This window comes from Candidatus Cloacimonadota bacterium, from assembly GCA_021734245.1.
Taxonomy (GTDB): Bacteria; Cloacimonadota; Cloacimonadia; order Cloacimonadales; family TCS61; genus B137-G9.
Genome location: JAIPJH010000060.1, coordinates 1 through 19,221, shown reverse-complemented (window position 1 = coordinate 19,221; position 19,221 = coordinate 1). Strand labels below are relative to the sequence as shown.

The 19,221-nt window shown below is 37.6% G+C and carries 8 protein-coding genes; 1 reads left to right on the top strand and 7 read right to left on the bottom strand.

Annotated elements, in window-relative coordinates; all coding sequences use genetic code 11:
- From K9N40_09465 to K9N40_09450, 4 genes are all read right to left on the bottom strand, one after another.
- The coding region (locus tag K9N40_09465) for an FG-GAP repeat protein (GenBank protein MCF7814696.1) at nucleotides 1-1,787 on the bottom strand (1,787 nt) is incomplete at its 3' end.
- Between the two features lie 150 nt (nucleotides 1,788-1,937).
- A complete protein-coding gene (locus K9N40_09460) occupies nucleotides 1,938-3,389 on the bottom strand; it encodes a sigma 54-interacting transcriptional regulator (GenBank protein MCF7814695.1) in 1,452 nt (483 codons plus the stop codon).
- On the bottom strand, nucleotides 3,355-7,206 hold the full coding sequence (locus K9N40_09455; GenBank protein MCF7814694.1) for a tetratricopeptide repeat protein: 3,852 nt from the start codon (nucleotides 7,204-7,206) through the stop codon (nucleotides 3,355-3,357). Before K9N40_09455 ends, K9N40_09460 begins: the two co-directional genes overlap by 35 nt.
- Nucleotides 7,207-7,580: 374 nt before the next feature.
- Nucleotides 7,581-12,155, bottom strand: a complete 4,575-nt coding sequence (locus K9N40_09450; GenBank protein MCF7814693.1) for a T9SS type A sorting domain-containing protein — start codon at nucleotides 12,153-12,155, stop codon at nucleotides 7,581-7,583.
- A 203-nt stretch (nucleotides 12,156-12,358) separates the two neighbouring features.
- Here K9N40_09450 and K9N40_09445 point away from each other — a divergent pair, with 203 nt between their 5' ends.
- Complete coding sequence (locus tag K9N40_09445) at nucleotides 12,359-14,698, top strand: sigma 54-interacting transcriptional regulator (GenBank protein MCF7814692.1); 2,340 nt, start codon at nucleotides 12,359-12,361, stop codon at nucleotides 14,696-14,698.
- 160 nt (nucleotides 14,699-14,858) lie between these two features.
- Here K9N40_09445 and K9N40_09440 read toward each other — a convergent pair whose 3' ends face one another.
- From K9N40_09440 to K9N40_09430, 3 genes are all read right to left on the bottom strand, one after another.
- On the bottom strand, nucleotides 14,859-15,827 hold the full coding sequence (locus K9N40_09440) for a hypothetical protein (protein ID MCF7814691.1): 969 nt from the start codon (nucleotides 15,825-15,827) through the stop codon (nucleotides 14,859-14,861).
- 9 nt (nucleotides 15,828-15,836) lie between these two features.
- On the bottom strand, nucleotides 15,837-17,597 hold the full coding sequence (locus tag K9N40_09435) for a hypothetical protein (GenBank protein MCF7814690.1): 1,761 nt from the start codon (nucleotides 17,595-17,597) through the stop codon (nucleotides 15,837-15,839).
- A gap of 236 nt (nucleotides 17,598-17,833) precedes the next feature.
- Entirely contained in the window at nucleotides 17,834-18,823 is a 990-nt protein-coding gene (locus K9N40_09430) for a hypothetical protein (GenBank protein MCF7814689.1), read from the bottom strand.
- Nucleotides 18,824-19,221 lie beyond the last annotated feature (398 nt).

The following is a 19,221-nucleotide window of genomic DNA, read 5'->3' as shown; positions in this document are numbered from 1 at the left end:
TCATCCAATTGGATTGTTGAATAGGAAAAAGCAACTCTATTAAGATACTCCGATTCCGTGTATATGAACATATCTCCATCAGAAGAATCAACATCATTTGTTGGACCATTTCCATCATAAATAACAATGGTTGTACCACATGGAATGCTAGAAAATTCTGCATAATCATTAAATTTAATGGACGCATCATTGTAGCCAGGGTTCGTATTATCAAGATAGAAATCTTCAGGATTTACATCGGTAAGAAGCCAATTTCTCATATCAACCCCATCTTCAGCTATCACAAGAAGTTCGATCCATTCCTGTGTGTCGTCAATGGGACCAGTAGGAGTTGCTTCGTATTCATTTATTATCACACAATCTGCATATGGACTGGGAAAAGCACTTCCTGATGTTGTAGCGCCGCCATTATTACCGCCGCTGCCGTCGTCACCTTCTGCTTCCGCGCCGTCACCGGGTTCGCCGTAATAATCGCCCAGCCAGTAAACATAACTTGCTCCTGCTCCGTTTGCCAAATCATCATCGGTGAAAGATCCCACACACAGATAATACGGACCGTCCATGGTCACATCACAGGCATAACTATCGTCATAATCTGTTACATAGTTTTCGGGCCACAAAGTGTGCAGAAGATGAAATTGCGCATCACTGCAAAGTCCGTAGTGATAAGTTACACCAACAGAATAGTCACCGGGAGGAGTTGCATCGGGATAATATCTTCTCTGCAGCTGATTGGAAATGATAATACTGTTCATATAAACATCTACGCTGGCACCAAACAACGAACTCTGCTGCGGATCAGGATCGTAAAATGTATGCTCATGATTTGTACCAAAAGATCTGAAATAAGTAAATGCAGCTCCGAAGTGCATCATTGCAGTTCCACCTCCCCAATGTTTGGGAGCTCCCACAATGATTCTGCTGCCCCAAATGGCAACATCCCAGCCAAAATGATCTCCGTCATGTGCTTCCTCAAATGGAGCTTGCAATTTTTTGGTTAAATACCAAACTCCATTGGCAGGATGCAGCAGATAAGCTGCACCGGCATCATCTTTCACGTCATGGGGAAAGTCGGGATCCTTGATGTCGGCATAAAGTGCTCCAACAACAATATTATCTCCCCACAAATCCACCGATCTGCCAAGTGCATCATTCTGTTCAGCTTCATCATCGATATAAGCTGTCCACTTATCGTAAAAAGTCCAGACACCAGCTACTTTGCGCCAGGTATAAATCGCACCGGCTTGATCGCCAACCAGAGGTTGTGTACCATTTTCACTATTATCATTCGGAGCTCCCACAACTGCCCATTCATCATTAATTGCTACCGACCATCCAAAAGCAAGGTTGTTATCAGTTGTTTCATCCATTTCCGGTGCTTCGGAAGGATCAAGTGTTCTAACAAGATTCCAAGTTCCATCTCCTCCTCTCTGGAAAATGAACGCCTTTTCATCATTGCTGCCACCAGGTCTTCCCACGATGAGAATATCATCATAAAGATCAGTGGCATAACCGAAATAATCACCGGTTCCTGCTGCCACAGGAGAATATAAATAATCCTCTTCTCCCCAATTGTTTTCTCCGCCCAGATTGCGGTTGTAAATCATCACACCGCCGGATGTGTCATCGGTAACATATTTGGATGATGCTAAAATATCGCCATCCAATTTCACACGATAGCCCAGAGTTCCGCCGGGATGATCATTCTCAATTTTGTGTCTCGACAATCCGCATACAATGTTTGTAGTAAAAATAAACAATAAAATTATCATCAATCTAATTTTCATAACTACCTCCAATCTCTTTTCAAGATATAGTTGCAGTTTGCATGCCAGATTCAAAAGCTAATGGGAAGAGTGTTTAATTTATTATTTTACTGTGGTTTACAATTATTAAGTTAATATATTTTTTATGGAGATTATTCCACAAAATGGAATTTATTCTATGGAGTTTATTCCATAGTTTTTAATTTTTGTTAGCAAAGTTTTATAGTCGATATTCAAAAAACGAGCGGTTTTACTTTTGTTGCCATCAAATTTTTCCAGTGTTTTTCGAATAATTTGAGATTCAAAATTATCTGCTACTTGCCTGGAAAGATTTTTCAGATCAACAGATTGTTCAAGATCAAAGTCAATATCAGGTTCAGTAATATGCCGGGAATCACTTCCCAGCAATTCAAAATGTTCGGGTCGAATTTCTTTATCGGAAACAACGATCGCTCTTTTCAGGGCATTGCGCAATTGACGAACATTTCCCGGCCAATTGTAGGAATTTAAAAAAGTTAAAGTTTCTTTGGAAATTGATTTTCTTTTAATTTTGAGTTTATGACAAATCTCTTTGATGAACCTTTGTACTAAAAGTGGAATATCATCTCGACGATTTCGCAGCGCTGGAACGCGAATCATGAATTCGTTCAAACGGAAAAACAGGTCTTTCCTGAATTCACTTCTTTCCACTAATTTTTCAATATGTTCATTGGTAGCAGCTAAAATTCTGATATCAAGTTTTTCTTTGCGGGTAGAACCGATTTTCTGAACTTCTTTTTTTTCCAGCACGCGCAGAAGTTTTTTCTGCATATTAACAGAAAGATTGGTAATCTCATCCAGAAAAATTGTGCCATGATGCGCTTTCTGGAAAGCACCTTCTTTCAAGCGATCAGCTCCTGTAAAAGCACCTTTTTGATGTCCAAACAGTTCACTTTCGATCAGTGTATTGGGAATTGCGCCGCAATCTACACTGATGAGAGGAAACTTATTTCGAGAACTAAAATTATGAATTGATTCCGCAACTAATTCTTTTCCGGAGCCAGTTTCACCAGTTATAAGCACGGAAAAATCTGTTGCGGCAACATTTTCCACTGCACGCTGAATCTGTTTAATCGGCAAACTGTCTCCCATCATGAACTCAAGATATTTTCTTTGCTCTAATTGGTTCTGTAACTCCTGCATCTCATGCTGAGTTTTTTTCAGTTCGGCTTTTGTTTCTGCCATTTCAGTAATATCCTGAACTGCCGACACCATTCCCACCAGTTTGTTTCTTTTCAAAAGAAAATTCCAGGCGATCACAACCGGAAACAAGCTTCCATCTTTGCGGCGATTGAAACTTCTGATGACATGAGAAGTTTTTCTCTGCCCTTTCACTATCTTCCGAAAATTCTCCAATCCTTTTTTTACATCTTCATCGGGTAAAATCATTTCCAGCGATTCCCCGATCATTTCTTCTTTTTGGTAACCATGCATTCTGCAATAAGCATTATTCACATAAATGATGGTGCCGGAAGGATGAACAATATTAATTCCGGTTTGCAGAGTATCAAAAATTATCTGATAATTTTCGGGCGATAATTCAAAAATATCAATTTCCATTATTTTGCATCCTTTGTAGTACATTTTCCATTCGTTTAACAATGGTAACAACTTTTTTCTCAATATCTTTATTTTCAAAATCCAGAGGTATTTTTTTTGTGATCTTAAAGTAGGATCTTCTTTGGGTGAAATTCTTCATTGTTCTAAACTTAAAATAATTTTGTTCCGCTATTGCTAAATTTACAAAGTCTAAAATGGAATTACTTTCCGCAAATTTTAGAAGTTCATCTATTGTCGTTTTTTCCAAGCTTTTTCTACGCATTTTTCTATAGATCAAAGCTTTTTGGTAAATTATTTCACAACTTTCTTTTAAATCTTTCTGGGAGTTTTCCTGGCTGCTTTTAGCCAAGTATTCTAAAGCTTCTTCATATTTCTTCAGTTTGGAAAAAGTAAGCGCCATACGAAAATACACTCTGGATAGATTTTGATTTTTCATTTCTTTTAGAAGTTGTAATTCTTTTTTATAGAATTTCAATGCATTCTGATACTTTTTTCTTTGAAAAGAAATTTTTCCCAAAAATTCGTAACAAACACTCTGATGATGTTTATAATTTCCCTTGTTCGCCACAATCAGCTTCTGGTTAAAATATTCCTGGGAAACATTATAATTTCTTTTGTTAAAATAAACTCTGCCACATTTTTCTAAAAGTAAAGATTTAAGAAATAAATTTTGGGTAATTTTACATAATTTTAACCCTTCTTTGAAGTATTCAATAGCTTTTTTATAGTTTCCCTTATAATGAAAAACTGAACCAATATTAATGTATGCTGCTTCCAAAAATCTAAATTTGAATTTCTTCAGAGTTTTAGCTTCTTTTACTACTATATACAAATGCTTTAATGCTTTTTCATGCTGTTTTTTTTGAATATAAAGTACACCCAAATTAACATTTGCTGTTATTCTATCATTTTTCAAATTATGTTTTTTGCATATTTTTAATTGTTTATCAAAATAAGCCATAGCTTCTTCAAATTTTCCCATTTTTAAATAGATAACAGCAAAATCTCCGTTTAAAACCGCTAAACCATGCCAATTCTTGATTTTTTCGAAATAAGGTTCTGCTTTAAATAAATATCTCAATCCTTCTTCATATTTCATTGAACGATATAACAGCATTCCTAAATAAGTGTAACCATATCCCATAGTTTCAAAATCCGAATTCGGATTTCCAATAATTGTTTCACAAATTTCTTTTGCTTCCTCAATTTTTCCGATTTGTTCATGTGTTTGACCTAAATGCAGTTGTACTCTTCCATGACCTTCAATATATTGTTGTTTATCTTTTGTTAATAAAATATATTTTTTACATAATTCGATCGATTTATTGTGAAAATTATTTATCCCTGAATTAATGGCAGCCTTCTCCAGATAAAACAACATTCTATCTTCTATCTCAGCTTTTTCAAAATGATAAACCAAATCCTCATAATGATTTTCCAGATTATCCGAATAGATAGTTTCGATTGCTTCAGCAGCGTATTGATGCAATTTCCTTAATTGTTTTTTTAGCTGCATATTATAAACACTTTCTCTGATAAGAGAATGCTTGAAAATATAAACAAGTTTGGAAATTGAATGCCATATCTCCTTTTTTTCACCATCAAACAATATTTTATCAATTTCATTGTTTCTAAGCATGGCAGTTAAAATTTCTACGGCAAATTCACGACCAAGAATCGAGGCATTTTTAACCACGGTTTTTAATTCTGCCGAAAGACGATCAATTCTAGCCATTATGATGGAATTGATTGTTTGGGGAATTTCAATATTATTATTTTTGATTTGTGAATCTAAGGAATATTCTGCGTCAGAAAGTTTCAGAAAACCATTTTCTTTTAAATAATTTACAAATTGTTCTATGAAAAAAGGATTTCCATTACAGCGATTAATGATAAGTTCAATAATTTTATTCGAAATCCTGTTTTTTAAAATTGATTGAATAATTTTACGAGTATTTTCTTTCCCAAAAACTTTTAGATTTATATTCATCTCAGCAATTTTTTCCACACTAAAACTGAAATAGCTTCCATTCTGCAGAATCCTGCTGGAAGAAACAATCATAATTGGAAGCTCTGTGATTTTGGGAATAATATTTTTTAAGATATTATAAGAAATGTCATCCAACCAATGTGCATCTTCCAATCTTAAAACCAAAGGTTTTTGAGAAGCTTCGCAACGCAAAAATGCGATGAAAGAAGAAATAAAATTTTTATGCCCTTTGCTGGTTCCAAGTTGCGATAATAATGAATCATTCCAATGAATTCCAATTGTAGCTGCCAGATACGAACAAGTTCTATGCAATTCTTCTGCGGCATCTTTATCTTTGCTTTTACATACCAAGTCATGAATTTTTTTATCAAAATTATATTTGTTTTGCTGGATTGCATTTTCTGGTGATTGTTCAAAATAATTTTGCATGAAATATTCAAAAGGGTTCATGGGAGCATCAATAAGTTCATTGCAAACCAAAGTAAACCATTTAAAATTTACTCCGTTTTTCATCTGGATATTATCGATTAAAAAACTCTTCCCAATTCCTGCTTCACCGACAATATTTATGATTCCGCCAAATTCCCCGTTATCTAATTTCTTTATAGCTGAGGTAAGAATTTCAATTTCCTTTTCTCTGCCCACCAGCAGATGTTTGGCACTTTGCATATTAATTTTTGATTGAAGTTGGAAGATATCTGTCGGTTCCGAAAAACCTTTTAATTTTTGTTTTCCGGCAAATAAGCATTCATATCTATTTTCCGCAAATTTTTTCAGCTCTTTATCTATCAGGATCTGCGACCATTCTGCCAGAGAATTCAGACGGGAAGCCAGATTCACTTTTTTGCCGATTGCCAGGAATTCCGACCTGAACTCAGTATCAATGAATCCGGAAAAAACCGTTCCGAAAGACATGCCGATTTTTATATTTTGTTTCTGCATTTTTATGCTTTTCAAAGCAAAATCAGCTGCTTTCTGAAAAACATTTTCCAAAGCCGAAGGTGTGCCGAAATAAACCAGAATATGAGCCAGTTTTCCCAGAATAATAACATCTTTGAAATAAGCTCCGAATTCCTGGCAATTATCTAGCAATAAAGAAATATTCTTATCCAAATCTTTATTAATTTTTAAAGTAATAAAACAAGATACGATACTGCGAAATTCTCCGATCTCTTTCAGTTCTAAAACGTTTTTTGAAACAAAATTTTGTTGATCCAGCTGCTTCGTAAATTTCAGGTTTTTCGGTTTAATTAAATTTACTTTCCCAATTTGAAGTGAATAATATTTCTGATTAATTTTGTTGGCGAAACCGGAAGTTTCAGTGCTGTCAATAAGAGCTTTATCCAAAACAATCTCACCAATCCTGGCAATTTGATGACACTTGAAACTGTTATTGATTGGTTTTCCAGGGAAATAATAATTTTTTTTGTATTCATTATCAATGATCTTCCAATTGATTCTTCCAATAGAGAGACCACCTCGAAATGATAGATCGAAATTTCCAAATGGAGTTTTCAATAATTTATTGCGAACAAATAGATCTGAAATATGTTTAGCAGCACTTAATGTTAGTTCTATCTGTGAAGTTGGAAACAATGCCCAAAAAGCATCTCCTGCAAAATTTGCAACAAACCCGTCATACTTATATACCAGTTTCACGCAATTTCCCAGTGTTTTATTAATGATCTCAGAAAGAGCTTCGGCACCGGCTGTACCATTTTCCATTAACCTTTCCGAAAGAGGAGTAAAACCAGCAATATCAATGAATAAGACAACCTTTTCAAAACTGCCGAAATATTTTTTTTCTAATTCATTTTTCAGAATAACTTCTGGTATTAAATATCTTTCCATTTTCTTTCCTTTTACCAGATAATATTATAGATGTATATTTGATTATTATTTATTATAGTCAATTAATTTATTTTGAGTAGATGTAAAACAATTATCTTTCCGACAGTAAAAAATCACTTTCCGAAACTTTCTCTCGCAAAAATCTTCTTCATTAGTTTTCGGAAAGTTTCATTCTCAAGTCCAGCTTTGCTGCGCTCTTCTGAACTCGAGTCTGAAAAAAAACTTTCCGACAGCTTCTGCAAGAAACTGCGAATGAAGCTGTCGGAAAGGACATGTGTTGTTAGACTTGGCCCAATAGCGAAGTTTGGGTTAAGAATAACAAAATCACCTCCATTCTTACCTCAAGCCTGCGCATTGAGGTAAGTCTGGAATTATTATTTCAACATCAGCATTCTAATAGTTTTGTGATAAGAAAGTGTCTGCAATCTATAGAAATATACTCCTGATGCGTATTTTGATGCATTCCAGTTAAATGTGTGATAACCTTCTTCAAATCTATGACTTTCAACTTTTTGACCTAATATATTGTAGATCGTTAGTTTACCAATTTCTCCAGTTTTTATTCCAAAATCAATTTTCGTGGTTGGATTGAATGGATTCGGGTAATTCTTTTCTACAAAGCTTTTAGCTGGAGCATTCGGAACAAGATTTGAATTGCTCAGATCAATGGAAACCAGACCATAAATTTCCAATTCTCCACTATAACTTACGCTCTCAATCCAGTAATAATGTATTCCCAGATTTTGTGCCGGAAGTTCATCAATATAACTGTATTCAGTTGGAATTGAAACTGTCCCCATACCGGGGATAAGTGTCTCATTGAGTTTGAGTGAATTGTTTTCCAAGCCGTTTTCATCTTCACTGCGATAGATATTCCAACCCAGATTTTCCAGTTCAGATTCTGTAGTCCAATTAAGAGTTAGATATCCGTTTTCTATGCTTCCGGTGAATGATGATAGAGTTACTGGAAGCGGTGGATCATCACCATCCTGATATTCATATGTACCCATGTCTATTGTACCAGATTCACCTGTGTTTTTATCAAGTTTCCTGGGAAAACCAGTGCCACGAATATCAAAAATCTCAGAATTAAAATCATTATTACCTGTATCACAACATGGTGATATTATAGCAATACTGTAGGGATGATCAGGATTTTCTGTTGTTCCTACAAAATAGGGATCGGAATCTATATTGTTTCCACCATCGGTTCCAAAATCAGAATTCCAACTACTACTTCCACCGCTTCCGGCAATATCGCAATACGAAAATGTTGGTAAACCATTGTTTACAAGAGCCACATCACTTCCTGAACTCGCTGTATTGTTCCACAATATGGTATTTTTAATTTGCGGTTGAGCACTATTGACCACATATAATCCTCCACCCGAGGATGCGGAATTACCAGAAATCGTGCAATTGGTTAAAGTGGCAGATGCTCCGTTAATTAAGACTCCTCCACCATAATATCCAGCAGAATTATTAATGAACAAGCAATTAATAATTTCGGAAAGACCTTGGTTATTTATCCCGCCACCTTGACCGGCATAATTGTCAGAGAAATAACAGCCCTTAATGGTGGGAGAAGACCCATCATTTTTTATACCTCCTCCATCATACGAAGCATAATTTCCAATGAAATTGGAATAAGTAATGATGGGAGAAGAAGAATTACTATTAAACAATGCACCTCCATACCTTGAACTATTATAGGCAAAAGTACAATTGCTTATAACTGGTGAAGATGCTAAATTGTAGATCGCACCTCCATAGCTGCCAGACACTGTGGCATTTCCTGTAAACGTACACTTACTAATGGTTGGTGAAGCGCTATAATTGAACATCCCTGCCCCAAAAGAGCGGTACCCGGAAAGATCAGCATACCCTCCGGTAATTGTAAAACCGTCAAGAACTGCGGTAGCGTCTAAATTTGTTCCATTTGGGTGATAAAAAACATTGGAGCAATTTTCGGTATTATTGGTAATGGATAATGTTGAACCACTGCCACTTACTACATCACCACTATTTTTATCTCCACTCAAAATTGTTTCATTGGCACCGCCGACACCATAATCTGTTCGTTGAGAAATTGCAGTTTCCGTGCCGGCAAATCCACCGTAAATTTCCACGCCATTAATCATCTGGAATGTAAATTCACGGGGGGTGTCCGTTGTACCGTCTATTTCCTTACTCGGCTTATAGGTTCCGGCTGCCACCCAAATCTCACCTCCCGAAACAGCAATGTCCAGGGCATCCTGAAATGATGTAAAGGCATCTGTCCAGCTTATTCCACTATTACCTCCACTTGCATTCTCATAAACATACAATAAAGACGGTGCTACGGGGTCTGTTCCGTATTTGTATTCGTAGGCTCCCATATCAATGGTTCCTGCGCTGCCGTCCGTTCCGTTGAGTTTTCTGTCAAAAGCACTTCCGCGGATATCATAAGTTTCTGAAATTGCTGTGTTATCGCCGGCATCCACACAGGGTGAGTTGCCAAAAATGGAATACGGATGGTCGGGATTTTCTGTTGTTCCCACAAAATAGGGTTCGAAATCTATATTGTTACCACCATCAACACCAATATTCGAATCCCAGCTTCCTCCGCTGGCACCGCTTTCTTTGATGTCGCTGTAAGAAATAGTAAAAGAAAACTCTCGTTCATTTTTTATCTCAGCACCAGAAGAACCGGCTGTATTATTCCAAATAATTGCGTTCTTTAGCGTATATGAGCCATCACTGGTTAAATAAGCATGAAGACCTCCCCCGATATAACTCGCTACATTATCAGTAATTGTAGTATTAATTATGCTGGCTTGAGATACTACAATTGTGATACCACCACCTTTGATAGCGTAATTTTCATACAACAGACAGTTCTCAATCTGAGCTTCACCACCATTATAATTGTATATACCTCCCCCTTGACCAGTTTTGTTGCCAAAAAATTCGGAATTAGAAATACTGGCTGGTTCAAGAGATGTGCTGCTATTATTATAGATTCCACCACCGTGAGAGGTGGCTTCATTTTTAGTAAAAACACAATTTGAAATATTTATGACACCACGGTAACTTCCAACTCCGCCTCCGTATTTAGCATAGTTTTCAGTAAAAACACAGTTTTGAATACTTGGTTCAGCAGCTGAGCGAAGCATTATTCCACCACCATAAAGGTTAGTATTATGCGCGCCTTTTACGGTAAATCCATCCAGAATAGTGCTGCTTGAAAGCACATAATCATTGGGGTGTTGAAAAACCTGATAAGTGTTATCAGCTATATTAGAGAAAGTTAAATTAGAGCCACTGCCGGTAACGAGGTCATCTCCGTTCAAATCACCGCTTAAAATAGTTTCATTGGCACCACCTATTTTATAATCAATCCTGGCAGAAATATCTGCTTCTGTCCCGGAAAATCCGCCATAAATTTCAACTCCATCAACCATTTGGAAAGCAAATTCTGCAGGAGTGTCTGTCGTCCCGTCCGTTTCCTGGCTGGGCTTGTAAGTCCCTTTTGCAACCCAAATCTGTTTACCGGAGGACGCGGCTTCCAAAGCCGTTTGGAAAGATGTATAAGCGTGTCTCCAGTTTATTCCGCTGTTATTTCCGGCAGCATCATCGTTCACAAATATTATATCCTGATCAAAAAGATCCTCGTAAAAATTATATTCGTAAGCACCTATGTCTATGATTCCGGAACTTCCGTCTGTTTTATTAAGCTTGCGCTCAAAGCCGCTGCCTCTTATATCATAGGTTTCGCTGTTGGCGGTATTATCACCGGCGTCGGCACAAGGAGATGTGCGGAGAATTGCATAAGGGTATTGGGGATTTAAAGTACTACCCACAAAAAGCGGATCGGAATCTATATTGTTCCCGTTGTCATTAATGGTTGAAGTGGAGTTAGCGGTAGCACCTGTTCCAATTCCACCCTCAATATCTGTATAGCTTATATTTGCTGTAGAATTATTGTAAACCCTGACTTGAGGGCCCTCTCCGGTTGTTATTGTGTTTCCGTAAGCAATACAGTTGATAATAGTTCCTTCTGCATGATCATCAATATGAATCGCACCTCCTGATCTGGCATTGTTTTCGGTCATTGTTGAATTAATTAAATCAACATTTGCTGGAGAATCCCACACATAAACGGCTCCTCCAAAATCATTCGTTGCTTTGTTTCCACTAAAAAAACAGTTTGTTACTGTGCCAAGTCCTCTTAAGAATGTGATTCCTCCGCCTGAATCACCGGCTTTGTTTTGTTTAAATACACAATTCGTTATGCTTATCGGGCTTGCGTTTTCAACATTTTGAATAGCCCCGCCATTATCGCCGGCCACATTTCCGATAAAATAACAATTATTGATGGCCGGATTTTGTCCGTCGCTGTTATAAATTCCTGCACCGTCGTTCCAGGGATTGCTACTACCATTAGCATTACCGCCTGTAATAGTAAAGCCGTCCAATAACGCAGTGTTTGTAACAGTAGTACCTGCTGGATGATAAAACACGTGGTAACTGTTTTCACTGTTATTGGAAATAGACAATGTGGAGCCTGCACCGATTATAACATCATCACCATTGTGATCGCCGCTAAGTATGGTTTCATTAGCTCCGCCAAAGCTATAATCCGTCCTTTCGGAAACTGCAGATTCTGTTCCGGCAAAACCGCCGTAAATTGAAACACCTTCAACCATTACAAAGCAGTATTTCCGGGTTTCATTGGTGGTGCCATCAGCTTCCTGAGTGGGATAATAGGTTCCTTCAGCTACCCAGATTTCATCTCCGGAAACAGCATTGTCAAGGGCATCCTGTAGTGACGTGTAAGCATTCGCCCAATCGCTGCCGTTGTTGCTGCCTGATGCGTTACCATCAACAAATAGTGTATCTGCATAGATGGTAACAGTGCAGAATACGAACATTAAAAATAGAAACGAAACATAATTTTGTTTTTTCATTTTAAACTCCTTATGATTTTTCATTATTAACTGCAATGATGGTTCCAGTTGAGATTCTTTCATTAGTCTTTTTTATAACTCCCTATTTTATATAATATTAAAAATTTTCCTTGTAGAAAGATTCACAAGTGTTCTTATCTTTGCGATTAAAATATTGACAATATTGTGCGGTATAGAAATGCGTTAACGCAAGTAGTGCGAAAATGAAAGGTAAAAAAATGAGAAAATATTTTGAGTTATTAACGAAGTTAAAAGAAGTAGGAAAAACTGAGAAATTTGCAGTTTATCAAGATATTTTTATTACATGTTTTATAAATAGGGATGATGCCATTTTCCAACATTTTGATGATTTTCTGGATTTGTTGGAGGAATTCATCGCGTTTGATTCCAAACCTGAACTTCAAATTAAAAATCTGATTACCCAAAATTTTGAAATACTGTTTCATTTTATCCGCTCATCAAACAACTCTATTGCTTTCGAAAAATATCACGAGACTTATTTAATTTATAAGAAATACTTCACAAATTTTCAAGCTCATGCAAAAATTTTACAATATCTTGGATATATTTTTTGGCTAAAGCAAAATATTAAGAAAAGTATTATTGTATTAGAACAATCTTTACATATGGCAAATAAATATTGTGATAAGGATATTATCCCAAATCGTTATACTAATTTGGGCTATATTTATGAATGCTCAGGAGATTTTGAAAAAGCACAATTTTATTATCAGCAGGGATTGGACTTTGCTAAGAATAATAATTCCGAAGAAGCTCTAAAATTTGCTTATGACGCAATGGGAAGATTGTTTTTTGGCAGAGAACTTTATCAAAAAGCAATTCTTTATTTTGAAGAATCCATCAAACTGTATCATGATGATAAACACTTGGATAAAGTATCTGTGACATGCAATCTTGCTTCTTCTTATATGTACATCAATAAGAATGAAACTGCTAAACAATATTTCAATCAGATTAATAAAAAATGGATTCGAGATGCAAATCCTGAATTGTATTATTCCATTATTGCTAACTCTGCTATTAATGAGGGACTGCTAAAAAATTTCAGCAAAGCAGAAAATTCTTTATTAGATGTTATTCAGTTTGCCGAATCTAACAATACGGTTGAACTTTTGCTTATTGCTCATTTGGAATTAGGTATCATTTATCTCCAATCCAATCAGTATGAAAAATCATCCGAATTCCTTTTTAAAGCTTTAGAAATCGCAGATAGCACCCAAAATGAAAAACAATTATTAAGAATTTATACGAAATTAGCGCTCGTCTTCAAGCAGAAAAAGGAGTTTACAAAATCTATCATTTTTGCTAAAAAGGCTGGATTATTAAGTAAAAAACAGAATAATTTGCAGCAAAACATTGATGTTCTGAAAAATCTTTCCGATTGTTATGAAGAGGAAGAAAATTACAAACAAGCGTATCTAACGGAAAAAGAGATTAATGAATTACAAGAAAAAATGTTTACTGAAAATAGAGATAAAGAAGAAGAATTAGAAATGAATCCATTGATAGGAACAGAAAAACACAAACACTATATTTTTCGAGAGAGTAACTCTCTTATATCAATGGAACTTGCTCATCAAATTGGAACCCCTTTTATTGGTAGAACACAATCAATGCTTAAAGTAATCCAGCAAGCACTATTGGCTGCTGCAAATAGCTATTCCAGCGTGTTAATTCGGGGAGAATCCGGAACCGGAAAAGAAATTGTTGCAAAATTGATTCATTATTCAAGTTCTCGAGCTAGTTATCCTTTTGTTGCAGTGAATAGTGCGTCATTTAATCCCGGTCTAGTTCAAAGCGCTTTATTTGGTCATGTAAAAGGAGCATTCACAGGAGCTAGTACACGACAAATCGGTCACTTTGAAGCTGCTAATCAAGGCACCATTTTTTTTGATGAAATTGGTGAAATGCCTTTAGATACCCAGACATCTCTTTTGCGAGTTCTTGAAGAAAAAAAAATAAAACCAATTGGCAGCCATAAGGAAATTATTGTTGATTTTAGATTAATCAGCGCTACTAATCGTGATGTTTATGATGATGTAAAAAATGGAAAATTCAGATTAGATTTTCTTAATCGAGTTAATACATTAGAGATTGTTATCCCGCCATTGCGTGAGAGGAAAGACGATATCCCTATTTTAGTAGAATATTTTTTAGAAGAAATATCTGGCAAATTAGGAGAAAAAAAACCCGTAATTTCTGTTTCTGCGTTAAAAATGCTGTGTGATTATGATTATCCGGGAAATGTTAGAGAATTACGCAATACCTTGGAAAAATTGATTCTCTTCTCAAACCACAGTGAAATCGGGGCAGATGATATTTATTTGTTACAAAATCCTGATTCTGGAACGCAATTCTCTGAAACTGATTTTTCGACTTTGCATTTAGAAACTTTAGAAAAAAATGCAATTTTAAAAGCATTAAAAGAATCTGATAACGTAAAAACTGAAGCTGCGAAGCTACTCGGAATCACTTCATATGCATTACTAAGGCGTATAAAAAAATATAACCTGTTTTCTTAATATCAATCACTCAATTGTATCTTGATGCTCTCACATTTTCAAGTCCAGCTTTGCTGCACTCTTCTGAACTCGAGTCTGAAAAAAAAGAAACTTTCCGACAGCTTCCCCCAATAATCTGCGAAAGAAGCTGCCGGAAATGATCTTGTTATCTCAAAATTGATCAGCGTCTTTTGGAGCTGATTGAATCAACATATTCACTATCAATCGGTTGGTCGCTGACGATTATTCGGAAAAATTTCCTGTCTTCTCCAGACAAATTGTAAAGATGATTGGGATTTTGGGTTACGGTTATCAGGTTAGAATCATCACAAACAAAATCTGCCTGATCTGCGCCATAAACGAGATACCAGATACCGTTCAGTTCAGGATAGGAATTTCCCTGAAATGTTCCTTGAGTTACAGCTATCCAATTCAACTGTAGTTGATTATTTTCTGCCACGATATCCAATTCTTCCACCGGATCGGGAGAAATATTATCTACCGAATAGCCGGAATCCGGCAAAGATTCATAATAGATGGAAACCAGGTCAGTATGAGCAATCACTTCGAACATGCTGTAATGGAGTTCATTGTTGCAGGAATCGAACAATGTGGACGCAGTAAGCGCATAGAGTTCAGTCTGCAAAGCCGGTAACTGGTTGATGAAGGTGAGAATCTGTTCATCATTTCGCTGCCAGTAATATTGTTGTTCTCTATCTTGTTCAAAATGTTCCAGCACAAGATTGGGATCGGAGAAAGTATTAGCTTCCAGGTTTTCAGAAAACTCTTCGTCGAATCGCCAAACCGAATAAGTGGTGATGGGAATGGGAGAATTGGGAATGTCCAGGCTGCTGCGATTCCACAAAACCTGCACCTGCCTGCCTTGATCGTTGGGCACATCATCTATAGATACGATGAAGGGCACACGATCAGCGAAACAGGGATATAAATATCCCACAAATCCGTAATAATTTGCACTTTCGGCACTACCCTGAAAACCCTGCGCTACAGCAGTATCGGTAGAGTATGAAGTATTTATCTGCCTGCCGCCGGTGGAAGTGAAAAGACTGCGCTGCAAAATATAATTAGTTTGTGCAAAAAGCCCTGTTGTAAACATCAGCAATGTTATAGAAATTAACGTTTTACGCATGCCAGCCTCCTAACGGCAATTTACAAAGACTTTCAGTTTTCCGCTGCCGTTGGCGTTTTCTAATGCTTTTCCCAGAATGCCGATCTGCCAGCTATCGGTATCAACGATGGAACGGGCGGTTCCCTGATCGGAGACAGTCATTTTTTTACCTGCTTCGATATTAACGGAATTATCAATTTTTACATCGGCAGGTCCGAAAACGATTACAGAAAGATATTCTCCAAAACCGGCGCTGCCCTGGGCATGACGGAAAGATTTCGTGATGGTTGTATTTCCTTCGTGCTCTTCAATCTCTTCCCGCACATAAACCTTGTATTCCACAACGCCAAACACGGCTTCCGAATTGGCGGCATTTGCCTTCTGTACATTTACCAGAGGTGCTGTATCTTCATTTCCTAAAACGTTTTGCTGATAACCACCGGCAATGCAGACCAGATCTCCCGCTTCCAGAACTTCTGAGCCGCTGTTGCGCACATGCGTGCTGATGCTGCGGGTATATATGTTGCTTGCATGGATCTTATCGCCAGTATAAAAACCATATTCGCCGTTAGCATTAGCTGTGTTGGCATAAACACCGATATTGACAGCAGACACGATTTGAATGCCATTGTCTCCAGCAGAATTTACTCTAAGACCATCAAGTCCAACTGAGTTTACATAAAGTCCATAGTCGCTAGCAGAAAAAACATGTACTCCATCACCGCCAGCTTCTTCAATAAAGACTCCATAACGGTTAGCAGAACGAACAGAAACTCCGTCTAAATCTACTTTTCCTACATAAAGCCCGTGACCTTCAGCTCCTGCTACTTCAAAGCCATTTTTAGAGTTGCTATATTGATAAGTTGATGGATTCCCAACCCGAAAGACTTTTACTCCATCATCTCCAACATTCCCAATTTTTACTCCATTCTCGCTGGCAGAAAAAACATTTACTCCATCGCCGCCAGCAGAATTAACATAAACTCCATCATTTCCAGTAGAATTAACATAAACTCCATCATTTCCAGCAGAATTAACATAAACTCCATCTTGATCTGCTTGTCCCACATACAAACCATATCCTTCTGCTCCTCCTACCTCAAAGCCGTTTTTATAAGAAGAAGAAGAAGTAGAACTTGATGGATTCCCAACAGAACCAATAACAAATCCATTACCAACAGCAGACAAAATTTGAACACCATCATCTCCAGCAGAGTTAATATAAACACCATCACTGCCAGTAGAAACAACCCGAACTGCGCTCACATCTGCTCGTCCCACAGATAAGCCACTACCTTGTGCACCAGCTACCTCAATACCGTTTTTAGCATTGTTAGTAATACAATTTGATGGATTCCCAACAGAATGAACATATACGCCATCCATATCTGCTTGTCCCACATAAAGCCCGTTATCTTCTGCTCCAGAAATCTCAAAACCGTTTTTACCAGTGCTAGTTTGAGTAGTTGATGGACTTCCGGCAACACCAACAAAAACACCATCATCTCCGGCAGAGTTTACTTTAAGACCATCAAGTCCAACTGAATTTACATACAGACCATAGTATTGAGCTGACTCAACAAAAACGCCATCCCAGTCGGCTCTACCAACAAAAAGCCCATAATTTTCCGCGCCAGCTACCTCAATACCGTTTTTACCATTGCTAGTTTGAGTAGTTGATGGACTTCCGGCAACACCAACAGAAACTCCATCACCGCCAGCAGAATTAACAGAAACTCCGTCATCTCCAGCAGAATTAACACTAATTCCATCCCAATCAGCTCTTCCCACATACAAGCCATTACCTTCTGCTCCAGAAATCTCAAAACCGTTTTTACCAGTGCTAGTTTGAGTAGTTGATGGACTTCCGGCAACACCAACAAAAACACCATCATCTCCGGCAGAGTTTACCCTAAGACCATCAAGTCCAACTGAATTTACATACAGACCATAGTATTGAGCTGATTCTACAAAAACGCCATCCCAGTCGGCTCTACCAACAAAAAGCCCATAATTTTCTGCGCCAGCTACCTCAAAACCGTTTTTACCATTACTAGTTTGAGTAGTTGATGGACTTCCGGCAACACCAAAGAAACCCCATCCTCTCCAGCATGACTAACAGCAACTCCATCACCGCCAGCATAGTTAATGTCAATTCCATCATCGCTAGCAGAATAAACATATACTCCATCACCGCCAGCAGAACTAACAGAAACTCCGTCATCTCCAGCAGAATTAACACTAATTCCATCCCAATCAGCTCTTCCCACATACAAGCCATTACCTTCGGCTCCAGAAATCTCAAAACCGTTTTTACCAGTGCTCGTTTGAGTAGTTGATGGACTTCCGGCAGAATGCACGTAAACTCCATCATTACCAGATTGAATACTTATCCCCCGCCCTGTGCCATCGTTATTAATATTCAGCACTGCATCGTTTGAGTTTGCCATCATCGTGTCTGGTCCTAGTTTATGCAGGAAAATATCATTATATAGCCCTGTGAGTCCGGTGAGCCCGGATCCGTCTCCCACGAAACTATCCGCAGTCATAGTGCCCAATATGGTGGCATTACCATCAACATTCTGCTGCACCACGCCGGAAAGAGCAACGCCTTCCAACGTTAAAGCATAGGCAGTAGTGTCGGCATGAGCAGTTTGAGAAGATTTGATCGCAAATGGTACAGGCAGAAATTTCTGGCGCGGCGTCATTTCTTCGCCATCCACCAGGAAAGTAATAAATAAATCATCACTGTCGAAAAGGTCGGCAGGAAAAGCCGTAGCACTTCCCAGTTCCACTGCAAATAAGCCTTCAACGATAGAAACAGAATTCTGAGATTCACTCCAGAGCAAGTTTCCTCCCGTCAGCGCATCATAGATCGTGAATTGAATGATTTTATTGTCATTTACCGGAATACCAGCTGCATCCTGCAGCATTCCCTGAAAATTTAATGTGGTTGAAGACCAGAGCGGCACTGAAATACAAATTACCAAAATAAGCAAATTAATTACAACTTTCATCTTTTCTCCCTTTTCGTTTGATACAAAGAAAAATGTGTAGTTTATCTTTTGCTGGTGCTGCATAATGTTTTACAAAGAATACCGCAGCACCAGCTGCCGGCATCCACGATTGAACACGTACACCCTCAGTCGGAGAAAATTAAATTTCTCCGACTTTTGATATTGATAGTATCTGCTGCAATGCTCGGTAAAACCGATCAGGTTGACAAAAATAAATTCGCCAACGAATAAAGAAAATTCTTAAATTTGACTATCACCATGGCAGAGCCAAGGTGTATTTCGCTAAATTTATTTCAGCAAGCTGAAAATCGAATTTTCATTATTTACCCCTCTCCGGCAACTGCCGGATCTCCCCTCAAACAGGGGAGAAAATTTGGAAAACCCCGATGCAGAGCAGC